General features: G+C 62.7%; 12 protein-coding genes. 10 read left to right on the top strand and 2 right to left on the bottom strand.

Going from position 1 to position 10013, the window contains the following annotated elements; translation table 11 throughout:
• Positions 1–105 precede the first annotated feature (105 nt).
• Complete coding sequence (locus tag B4E36_RS10580; protein ID WP_292056464.1) at positions 106–1122, bottom strand: putative B6 ABC transporter substrate-binding protein; 1017 nt, start codon at positions 1120–1122, stop codon at positions 106–108.
• A 169-nt stretch (positions 1123–1291) separates the two neighbouring features.
• On the opposite strand from B4E36_RS10580, the gene B4E36_RS10585 reads away from it, so the two are divergent.
• The 4 genes from B4E36_RS10585 to B4E36_RS10600 all read left to right on the top strand — a co-directional run bounded on the left by B4E36_RS10585 (position 1292) and on the right by B4E36_RS10600 (position 4812).
• Positions 1292–1615, top strand: coding sequence for a hypothetical protein (locus B4E36_RS10585; protein ID WP_292056461.1), 324 nt, complete (start codon positions 1292–1294; stop codon positions 1613–1615).
• A gap of 304 nt (positions 1616–1919) precedes the next feature.
• Positions 1920–2678 carry a GntR family transcriptional regulator gene (locus B4E36_RS10590; RefSeq protein WP_345900326.1) on the top strand — a complete coding sequence of 253 codons (759 nt, stop codon included), beginning with the start codon at positions 1920–1922 and terminating at the stop codon, positions 2676–2678.
• 205 nt (positions 2679–2883) lie between these two features.
• Entirely contained in the window at positions 2884–4413 is a 1530-nt protein-coding gene (locus B4E36_RS10595) for a GMC family oxidoreductase (RefSeq protein WP_292056456.1), read from the top strand.
• An 18-nt stretch (positions 4414–4431) separates the two neighbouring features.
• Positions 4432–4812, top strand: coding sequence for a carboxymuconolactone decarboxylase family protein (locus B4E36_RS10600; protein WP_292056454.1), 381 nt, complete (start codon positions 4432–4434; stop codon positions 4810–4812).
• Positions 4813–4906: 94 nt separating this feature from the next.
• Here the strand turns inward: B4E36_RS10600 and B4E36_RS10605 are convergent, their stop codons facing one another.
• On the bottom strand, positions 4907–5578 hold the full coding sequence (locus B4E36_RS10605; RefSeq protein WP_292056451.1) for a GntR family transcriptional regulator: 672 nt from the start codon (positions 5576–5578) through the stop codon (positions 4907–4909).
• A 193-nt stretch (positions 5579–5771) separates the two neighbouring features.
• On the opposite strand from B4E36_RS10605, the gene B4E36_RS10610 reads away from it, so the two are divergent.
• The 6 genes from B4E36_RS10610 to B4E36_RS10635 form a co-directional block, all read left to right on the top strand.
• Positions 5772–6596, top strand: coding sequence for an alpha/beta fold hydrolase (locus B4E36_RS10610; RefSeq protein ID WP_292056449.1), 825 nt, complete (start codon positions 5772–5774; stop codon positions 6594–6596).
• A 40-nt stretch (positions 6597–6636) separates the two neighbouring features.
• On the top strand, positions 6637–7776 hold the full coding sequence (locus tag B4E36_RS10615; RefSeq protein ID WP_292056447.1) for an FAD-dependent oxidoreductase: 1140 nt from the start codon (positions 6637–6639) through the stop codon (positions 7774–7776).
• 34 nt (positions 7777–7810) lie between these two features.
• Positions 7811–8401, top strand: coding sequence for an amino acid synthesis family protein (locus B4E36_RS10620; protein ID WP_292056444.1), 591 nt, complete (start codon positions 7811–7813; stop codon positions 8399–8401).
• 25 nt (positions 8402–8426) lie between these two features.
• Entirely contained in the window at positions 8427–8882 is a 456-nt protein-coding gene (locus B4E36_RS10625; RefSeq protein WP_292056442.1) for a YbhB/YbcL family Raf kinase inhibitor-like protein, read from the top strand.
• Between the two features lie 70 nt (positions 8883–8952).
• A complete protein-coding gene (locus tag B4E36_RS10630) occupies positions 8953–9687 on the top strand; it encodes a class II aldolase/adducin family protein (protein ID WP_292056440.1) in 735 nt (244 codons plus the stop codon).
• A gap of 102 nt (positions 9688–9789) precedes the next feature.
• A partial coding sequence (locus tag B4E36_RS10635) for a lycopene cyclase family protein (protein WP_345900327.1) occupies positions 9790–10013 on the top strand: 224 nt, incomplete at its 3' end.

Genomic DNA, 10013 nt, shown 5'->3' on the forward strand with positions numbered 1-10013 from the left:
TCACGCCGGGAAAGCGCTTGGTTACGCCGTGTACGCCAATGACGCCTGCCCCCGTTTCCGGGGACAGGTTTATCGGGGTTGCCGCTGCATTTGCCACGGATACGCTCACTCGGTCACGGTAACCAGGGCGCGGACATCTTCCGCATCGAATTTCGGCTCGACCGTGATCTCGCCCGCGATGATCTGGTCGCGCAGCGCCATCACCTCGGTCCACGCGGCCTCATCAACCTGCGGCGTCTTGACGAGCTTGACGGAATCATCCGCCAGGCTGATCGCGTAGCCATGGGTGCCGAACTGGTCGGCCTTCAGGTCTTCGATCATGGCCGTATAAACCGGGGTCATGTCCCACAGAACCGAGGTCAGAAGATGCCCCTTGTCCAGCTCGGACTTGTCGCCGATCACGTCGATGAAGAGCACATCCGATCCGTCGACAGCCTTGTTGGATTCAACGGCCTGGATCATGCCGAAGCTCGAGCCGTTGCCCTGGCCGAAGATGATGTCGGCGCCGGCCGCGATGACCGATGTCGTCACGCGGTTGCCGCCGGCTGCATCCGAATAGGCTGCCGGGCCGATCACGGAGTAGAGGATTTTGACGTCCGGGTTCTCGGCATGGACGCCCTCGGCAAAGCCCGCCGACTGCGAGTTCCATGAGGGCGGCTCGCCGGAGACGACGATGCCGACGGTGCCAGTGGAGGTCATCTTGGCGGCCAGTCGACCGGCAAGATAGGCGCCCTCATGGCCCGAGAGCGTGTAGTCGGCAACAAGGCCCTTCACCAGAGCGTCGGGGCTGTCGACGATCGCGACCGGCACGCCGGTTTCCTCGGCGATTTCCGGGCCGGCGGTATTGTAGCCGCTGGCATGGGCGATCATCAGGTCGGCGCCGTCGGCCGCGAGTTCGCGCATCGGCGCGCGAACATCGCCATAGCCCAGGCCTTCGGCGACAATGATCTCGACGCCGGTTGCCTCGGCGGCGGCCTTGGCCGCTTCGACGCCCTGCTGGTTCCAGCCATAGTCACTCCCTTGTTCCGGAGTGAGGATGGCTATGGTATCAACCTCCGCGGCAAAAGCCGCCGGAGTCCCCAGCACCACGCTAAGCGCAACAGAAGCAAGTAGGTTTTTCATCATGCTGTTCCCTAATTGGTTGTCAGTTTCCCGTCACAAGACGGAAGCGATTGGCAGACTTGTTGTTCTTGCCCTGTCTGCTTGGGTTTTCTCATCTCCGGCCAAGGCCGAAAGCGAAGCTTATGTGCCCTATTCGGGCATTGTTCATGGCACCGAAGGCGCCAATCCCGTGGAAATCTCAGTTGCCAATGAGACCGACACCCCGCTCGATTGCCGCGCGGCGCTGGCCCACTGGTATTCCGATGAACTGGGCCGCATCGCACCTGGCGACCGGCTGACGCTGACGCTGTGGCACGATGGCGAGACGGGCGTTCTCAACCTGATGAACGCCACCGACGACCGCATGCCCGTCGAGGCCATCTGGTGCGCCAGCGATACCGCCCGCGCGCGCCTCGACCTGCCGATGAAGACGGGCGAGATGGCTGCCGCGCTGCACTTTTCCTGCAAGAGCGCAGAAGATTCCGGGCTGAGCTGCGTTACCACGGGCGGCTAGGCTCGATTTTTTCCGAGCAAGCGCTTCGCGCTCCGGCACGGTCCGGGCGCGGGCTTGGCCGGCGGACGCGGCAATGCCGAACGCTTGGCGCATGCCGCGCGTGCCCTCAAGCGCGCCACCGGCGGCCTTATCAAGGCCCGCAACCATGCGCCCCGCTACGCCACGGCGCATATCCATATCTGCGATAGAGGCGATTGTCGCCATGTCCCAAGCCCTCTGCCTTGGTGTCTTTGTTTGGAGGGAAGGATGACATAAACCAGACACACGTCAAGCAGATTGTCTGTCATTCTTTCATTCTTATGAGTTGACAAGAAGGCATTCACGCGATCAAATTTGCTTGCAATTACCCTTATCACTGCTGGCCGCCGCCGGGCGCACGAGGTTTCAAACAATGCCGCCAGACCTGAACTTACGCATACTCCCGCGCACGGTGCAGCAGGAAACGGTCGAGAAGCTGCGGCTTGCCATTTTCTCAGGTGTTTTCGAACCTGGAAGCCGGCTGATCGAGAGTCAGCTCTGCGTGCAGCTCGGCATCAGCCGCCCGTCGTTGCGCGAAGCCTTGCGCAGTCTGGCTGCCGAACGGCTCATCGACATCGTGCCCAACCGTGGCCCTTCGATACCCACCCTCACATGGGAAGAGGTCACCGCCATCTACGAGGTGCGCGAACTTCTGGAAGTCGAGGCCGCCGGGCGCTGTTCGCAGATGATCTCCGCTGAACAACTGCAAGCGCTTGAGAACACGCTTCATGCCTTCGAAAAGGCCGCCTCAAGCAAGGACAGTCTGGCGCGGGTCACCACAGCCGCGGACTTCTATTCCGTCATTCTCGCAAATTGCGGAAATCCGATCTTGGAGGAGATCCACCGGGGTCTGGTCGCCAGGATCAGCCTTTTCCGCTCGCGTTCGATGTCGCTGGAAGGGCGCGCCGTCAGCAGTCTGGCGGAGATGAAGGAAATTTACGACGCCATTGCCGCAGGCGATGAGAAAGCGGCCCGGAAAGCTGCCGGAAAGCACATCCTGGAGGCGATGGCGGCGACGAAGAGGTCCATGGACAGCGGGAGCTGAAGCGCGTCGACGAAAAATGGACACCGGTTTCCGCCCGGACGCGCGGAACAACAGGCAGCAGGGGCATGATCCGGTTTCCGCCGGCATTATTCCGGCCTTCAGGGCCATCGCTCCGGTCCAAAAAGAAGGGGATCATCATGACATTTCAGATCAGACAGCGCACGGGCCGTAGCCTCACGCCCTCGCCCGCCATGGAGACATGGCGATGAGCGGTCTCGCGGAACAGATGACCGCGGACGTGGTCATCATCGGCGGCGGTTCGGCCGGTAGCCTGCTCGCCGCCCGGCTGAGCGAGAATCCGGCGCGCAGCGTTTTGCTGATCGAAGCCGGCGAGGACCCCTCCGACCCCGATATCTGGACGCCGTCCGCCTGGCCCGCGCTTCAGGGCCGCGCCTATGACTGGGATTATCTGACGGAGCCGCAGGCCGGGACCTATGGCCGCGTCCACCATTGGGCGCGGGGCCGGCTGATCGGCGGATCGAGCTGCCTGCATGCCATGGGTTACATGCGCGGACATCCCGAAGACTATCAGGCCTGGGTCGATGCAACCGGCGATTCCCGCTGGAGCTGGGAAGCGCTTCTGCCCGTCTTCGACGCGATCGAAGACCGTCCGGACAGCAGCGGCCCGATGCCCATCTACATGCCCGACGAGGAGGTAAGCCCCCTCACCCGCGCATTCATCGAGACCGGCGTCTCGCTCGGCCTGCCGCGCCTTCCCGACCACAATGACGGTCGCATGGTCGGGGTTACGCCCAATTCGCTGAACATCCGCGACGGCCGCCGCGTGACGGTCGCCGAGGCCTGGATGACGCCGGAGGTTCGGGCACGGGAAAACCTCCAGATTGTCACCAACACAAGGGTGCAAAGGCTGGCCATGGATGGCAACCGGGTGAACCGGATCGAGAGCGTTGGTCCACAGGGCCCGTTCGAAATTCTTGCTGATCAGGTTGTGTTGTGCGCAGGCGCGCTGGAAACCCCTGCCCTGTTGATGCGCTCCGGAATCGGTCCAAAGGACGCGCTTGCGGCTGCATCTGTCGACTGCCTGATCGACATGCCGGGCATCGGCCGCAATCTCCAGGACCATCTGCTGGGCGCCGGCAATCTCTACGCCACCCGCAAACATCTGCCGGCATCGCGCCTTCAGCACTCCGAATCGATGGCCTATATGCGGGCCGGCGACTTCACCGCCACCGGGCGGCCCGAGATCGTGGTCGGCTGCGGCGTGGCGCCGATCGTATCCGAAGCCTTCCAGGCGCCCGAGCCCGGCACGGCCTATTCGTTTCTATTCGGCGTCACCAACCCGACCAGCCGCGGCAGCTTGCGTATCAGCGGGCCGAACCTCGGCGATCGGTTGATCATCGACCCGGCCTATCTTGAGACCGAGCATGACCGCGCCATGTTCCGAAGCGCGCTTGAGGCCGCGCGGACGGTCGGCCATGCGGACGGGCTTGCCGAATGGCGAGATCGCGAGCTCGCTCCCGGTCCTCTCGACAGCAAGGCCGAGATCGACGAATTCATCGCCAAGGCCGTCATCACCCATCATCACCCGTGCGGCACCTGCAGAATGGGCAAAGACGACGATGCCGTCGTCGATCCGGATTTGCGGCTCAAGTCGCTCGACAATCTCCATGTGGTGGACGCTTCCGTCATGCCCAGCCTGACCGCGGGTCCGATTCACGCCGCCGTTCTGGCCATTGCCGAAAGCTTTGCCCGCACGATGACCGCCGGCGATTGACACAGGAAAGGACATGAAATGAGCGTTTTTGACGAAGACCTGTTCCTCAAGGGCCTCGAACAGCGCAAGAGCACGCTCGGCGCGGATTATGTCGAGAAAAACCTCGCGGCGGCCGACGACTTCACCCGGCCGTTCCAGGAGGCGATGACGGCGTGGTGCTGGGGCTTCGGCTGGGGCGATGATGTGATCCCGCCGAAGACGCGGTCCATGATGAACCTCGCCATGATCGGGGCGCTCGGCAAGATGCATGAATGGGAACTGCACTGTCAGGGGGCCATAAACAATGGCGTATCCAAGGAGGAAATCCGCGCCATTATCCATGTCGTCGCGATCTATTGCGGCGTGCCTCAGGCGGTTGAATGCTTCCGCGCCGCGCGCAGGGTTCTGGAGGATAAGTGAGTCGCTTTCCTCAGGCGTGCGGACTTTGCCTGCAAACCGGGCAAAGCGCGCATTTTTACGCCACCATCCGCCTGGCTGAAACAGGCCGGCGCAATCAGGCCTCGTTTTCCATCGCGTGCTTGGCGGCAGCCTTGGCCTGATCGAGATGGCGCTGCGCCGCCTCCCGCGCGCGCTTTTCATCGCCCGCGGCAATCGCATCGTAGATGTCGCGCATCTCCTGAAGGCTGTCCCCGGCACGCCCTTCAAGCGACATGGACCGGCCGCGGAAAAAGCTGATCCGCGCCACAAGCCCGCGATGGACTTCCTCGAGAATGGCGTTACCGCAATTGGCCAGAATGATCGCGTAGAATTCGGCCGCCGTCGTCACCAGTTCGAGGCTGTCCCGGCTTTTCTGGGCGCGTTCGAAAGCCTTCAGCGCCCTTTCCAGTTCCTTGACCTGCTCGGGCGTGATCCGCGTGGCGCAACGGCCCACCGCCACGACCTCCAGAAGTTCACGCACATCGTAGATTTCGGTCGCCTCTTCCCAGGAAAGCTTGGGAACGAAAGGACCCCGGTTCGGTATGATCTCGATCAGCCGCTCCGCCTGCAGGCTGCGCAGCGCCTCGCGGAGCGACGGGCGACTGACCCCAAGCTGGGCGCAAAGCTGGCTCTCGACCAGACGGCTGCCCGGCGGGAACACCCCGGCGATGATCGCCAGTCTCAGCTTTTCAATTGTCTGCTGCTGCACAGTTCTCGGCGTGATCCGGAGGTCCAGACCAGGGTTCATGGCGTTTCCTTACGGCTCTTCCAATTATATATTCATGGCTTTTCTACACGAACGGGCGCGCGGAGGATAGCATGCGGGCGCATGCTGTCTGCAATAATTAACGCAAGAATGTCTTACAATCTTATTGACAGCTAATAGCGGTCGTGGTTCCCTGACGACATAGAACAATTAGAAACGACAAGGGAACTTCGATATGGCGGACAGCCAAAGCCGGTATGAAGAACAACGAATCGACACCGGCCGCATCACTTTGAACGTGCGCATCGGGGGTAGCGGCCCGCTCATGCTGTTCTTCCACGGGATCACCGCGAACTCCGCCGTTTTCGGTCCGCTCATGGATGCATTTTCCGACCGGTTTACCACGGTGGCCGTGGACCAGCGCGGCCACGGACGCTCGGACAAGCCCGAAACAGGCTACGAAGCCATTGATTATGCCGACGATATTGCCGCGCTCATCAAGACGCTCGATATGGGCCCTGCAATTCTCGTCGGACATTCCCTCGGCTCGCGCAACTCGGTCACCGCCGCCCAGCGCCATCCCGAACTTGTCCGCTCGGTCGCCGCCATCGACTTCACGCCCTATATCGAGGACGAGGTGTTCGCCTCGCTCTCCGCCAGAGTGAATGCCGGCGATCAGGCCTTTGCCGATACCGAGGCCGTTGTCGCCTATCTCGCCAATCGCTATCCGAATATTCCCGCTCCCGCGATCCGCATTCGCGCGGAAAGCGGCTACGCCTCGGCTGCGGACGGCCTGCGCCCGCTGGCCTCCGCCTCCGCCATGGCACAGACGGCCGAGGGCCTGCGCGCCGATCTGGCGCCCGCTTACCGCGATGTCACCCGCCCGGTTCTGATCATGCGCGGCGCCGACAGCAAGCTGGTCTCCGCGGCGGCGCTTGAAAAGACCCATGAGTTGCGGCCGGACCTGCCCATCGTCGTCGTGCCCGGCGCGGACCACTACGTGAACGAGACCAATCCCGACGTCACGATCTGCGCGATCCGCAACTTCATCGACGGCTGAGCGGCCGGCGTCCCCAATAAAAATCAACAGGAACAGAGAAATGGTCAGCATCAACAAAACCTCGGACAAGACACGGGTTGCGCAGGTTGCGGGCGGCGGGTTTTCCGGCCTCACGGCCGCCATCGCCCTGCGCCAGAACGGCTGGGACGTCGTCCTGCACGAAAAGAGCCCTGAACTGCGCGCCTTCGGCGCGGGCATCTATCTCTGGCACAACGGCCTGAGGGTGCTCGAAGGCATCGGCTGCCTGAATGAGGTGCTTGAGGATTCCTTCACGCCGCCGGCCTATGAGACCTGGATGCACAACAAGACCGTGTCGAAGGAGACGTTCAACGGCCTGCCGTGGCGCATCATGACCCGCGCTCATCTGCACGATGCGCTCGCCAACCGCGCCCGCGAAGTCGGCGTTGAAATCCGCACCAATTCCGAGGCGGTCGGCGCGGAGGCTTCCGGCACGCTGAAACTCGCCTCCGGCGAGGTTGTTGAAGGCGATCTGATCGTCGGCGCCGACGGCGTCGGCTCCAAGGTGCGCGATTCGCTCGGCTTCGAGCAGGAGCGCTGGGGCGCAACCGACGGCATCATCCGCCTCATCGTCCCGCGCCACAAGGACAAGCTCGGCCATGGCGAATGGGACAACACCATCGACATGTGGAACCACTGGCCGCGGGTGCAGCGCATTCTCTATTCGCCTTGCAACGAAAGAGAACTCTATCTCGGCCTGATGGCGCCGTCCGCCGATCCGCGTGGCTCCAAGGTGCCGCTCGACCTTGAGGTCTGGATGGAGATGTTCCCCTTCCTCGAACCCTGCCTGGTCGATGCCGCCAAGATCGAGGACGCGCGCTACGATACCTATCAGACCACCAAGCTCAACACCTGGTCGCGCGGCAAGGTCGCCCTTGTCGGCGATGCCGCCCATGCCATGTGCCCGGCGCTGGCGCAGGGTGCCGGTTGCGGCATGGTGAACGCCTTCACGCTGGCGCAGGACGTCGAGAAGGGCGCATCGCTCGAAGAAGCACTCGCCGACTGGGAAAAATCGGTGCGCCCGATCACCGACCTGACCCAGAAGCTGTCCGCCGATCACGCCGCCAACCGCACCATGTCCTATGGCAACGGCTTCACCCCGGAAGCGCTGACCGCCGCCCGCTTCGATCCGATCAACCGCGTCTATTCGTGGCCGCAGTAAGCACTATTCCCTTTCATCTCTACAGGAGACATTCATGAATTACTCTAGCCAGGTCGAAAAGGACTACGAGGTCCGCGGCTGGTACGGTGCGACCCAGGAAGTGCTGCATGATGGCGGCAGCGCAATGGCCCCGCTGATCAAGGCGGCGGCGGGCGTCATCATCAAGAATCCCTTCGCCGGCAAGTTCGTTGACGACCTTTCGGCGCTGACCGCCCCCTCGGCCGCCATCGGCTATGCGCTGGGCGAACGCGCGGTTGCCCTCATCGGCGGCCGCCCGGTCGAAAGCTACGGCAAGGGCGGCATCGCCGGGGTCGCCGGCGAGCAGGAGCATGTAGTGGCCTGCGTCACCACCACGTTCGGCGATCCGCTGCGCGAAGCCATCGGCGGCGGAGCCGCATGGATCTCTTCCGCCAGCAAGGTCGCCTCGGCCGGCACCGCCATCGATATACCGCTCGCCCACAAGGACGAGCTTTATATCCGGTCCCATTACGACGCCTTCACCTTCGTCGTGCCGGACGGCCCGCGTCCTGACGAAATCCTGATATGTGTTGCGGTGGCCACCGGCGGTCGCGTGCATCAGCGCGTGGGCGGAATGAGCGTTGCCGATCTCAAGGCAACGGCCTGAAACAAACGAACACCAAGGAGACGACATGCCTCTGAACATCAAAGACCTGAAAATCACCTCCTCCGATTTCGCGCCGCTTTCGCGCCTTGCCGACAAGCATGCCGGCGACAAGGGCAATGTCCTGCCGAAGCTGACGGTCAGCGGCGTGCCGGAAGGCACGAAAGAACTCGCCGTGATCTGCCATGATCCGGACGCGCCGCTCGCACGTGGCTTCACCCACTGGACGGTCTATGCCATCGACCCCAAGGCCACCGATCTTTCGGATGCGCAGGAGAAGTACCGCGTCGGCCCCAATGGCGCCGGAGACATGCAGTATTATGGACCGCAGCCGCCGGCCGGCCATGGCGACCATCATTATTACTTCTGGGTCTACGCGCTGGACACCAATGTCGAGGGCACGCCGACGCGCGAAGAGTTTCTCGACAAATATGCTGACAATATCATTGAGCAGAACCGGATCGTCGGTCTCTACTCCAACTAACCGATGTCTCTCCCGGCGTGATTCCTTTCGGGATCACGCCGGGACCGCCCCTCCAGAGGAGACCTGAACAATGTCTGATACGAGAACAGCGCGCGAAACCGCGATCCAGGAACTGGTGATGGCCACCCGCATTCTGGTGAACGAGGGCATCATGGATGTCTTCGGCCATATCAGCGCCCGCGACCCGGAAAACCCGGACCAGTTCCTGCTGCCGCAGAAGCTCGCGCCCAACACGATCACGCCCTCCGATATCCAGACCCTGACGCTCGATGGCGAGACGACGGACAATCGCCCCTCCTATCTGGAGCGCTATATCCACAGCGAGATCTACAAGGCGCGTCCGGACGTCATGTGCGTTCTTCACACGCATTCGCCCGCCGTCCTGCCCTTCTGCTTCATCGACACCCCGCTGCGGCCGGTCACCCATATGGGCGCCTTCCTCGGCGAATCCGTGCCTGTCTATGAAATCCGCGACAAGCAGGGCGATAACACCGACCTGTTCGGCGGCAGTCCCGAAGTCTGCGCCGAAATCGCCGAAAGCCTCGGCCAGTCGGCTGCCGTGATCATGGCCCGCCACGGCGTCGTGAACGTCGGCAACTCGATCCGGCAGACGACCTTCCGCGCCTTCTATATGGAACAGGAAGCCAAGGCTTATACGCTCGGCCTGCAGATCGGGAAGATCAAGTTCATGACCGATGGCGAACTCGAGGCCGCCGGCAATCTGGTCGGCGCGCAGATCAATCGCGGCTGGGACCACTGGTCGGCGGCTGTCCGCCACAAGGGCCTTGCCGAAGACCTCGATTGAGACAAATTGGCGAAAGGCGCGGGCCTGAAGCCCTGCGCCTTTCGCCACCCAACATTCTTAAGACGGATCGGGCCGGTCGCGCCGATCGCAAGGAAGAACGCCATGTCGCACGCTGAAACCTATGACTACGTCATCGTCGGAGCCGGCTCCGCGGGCTGTGTGCTGGCCAATCGACTGACAGAAGACCCCTCCGTTACCGTCCTGCTGCTGGAAGCCGGCGGCTGGGATCGCGATCCGATGATCCACATCCCGCTCGGCTGGGGTAAGATCCTCACCGAACGCCGCCATGACTGGATGTATTTCTGCGAGCCGGAGGACAATGTCGG

Origin of the sequence: Martelella sp. UBA3392 (genome assembly GCF_002358775.1) — a bacterium.
Lineage (GTDB): Bacteria > Pseudomonadota > Alphaproteobacteria > Rhizobiales > Rhizobiaceae > Martelella > Martelella mediterranea.

Bases quoted from the DNA above. Each gene is read 5' to 3' on its own strand.
- B4E36_RS10630 (WP_292056440.1), top strand. From the start codon at position 8,953: ATGTCTGATACGAGAACAGCGCGCGAAACCGCGATCCAGGAACTGGTG.
- B4E36_RS10620 (WP_292056444.1), top strand. From the start codon at position 7,811: ATGAATTACTCTAGCCAGGTCGAAAAGGACTACGAGGTCCGCGGCTGG.
- B4E36_RS10615 (WP_292056447.1), top strand. From the start codon at position 6,637: ATGGTCAGCATCAACAAAACCTCGGACAAGACACGGGTTGCGCAGGTT.
- B4E36_RS10605 (WP_292056451.1), bottom strand. From the start codon at position 5,578: ATGAACCCTGGTCTGGACCTCCGGATCACGCCGAGAACTGTGCAGCAG.
- B4E36_RS10580 (WP_292056464.1), bottom strand. From the start codon at position 1,122: ATGAAAAACCTACTTGCTTCTGTTGCGCTTAGCGTGGTGCTGGGGACT.
- B4E36_RS10600 (WP_292056454.1), top strand. From the start codon at position 4,432: ATGAGCGTTTTTGACGAAGACCTGTTCCTCAAGGGCCTCGAACAGCGC.
- B4E36_RS10610 (WP_292056449.1), top strand. From the start codon at position 5,772: ATGGCGGACAGCCAAAGCCGGTATGAAGAACAACGAATCGACACCGGC.
- B4E36_RS10595 (WP_292056456.1), top strand. From the start codon at position 2,884: ATGAGCGGTCTCGCGGAACAGATGACCGCGGACGTGGTCATCATCGGC.
- B4E36_RS10625 (WP_292056442.1), top strand. From the start codon at position 8,427: ATGCCTCTGAACATCAAAGACCTGAAAATCACCTCCTCCGATTTCGCG.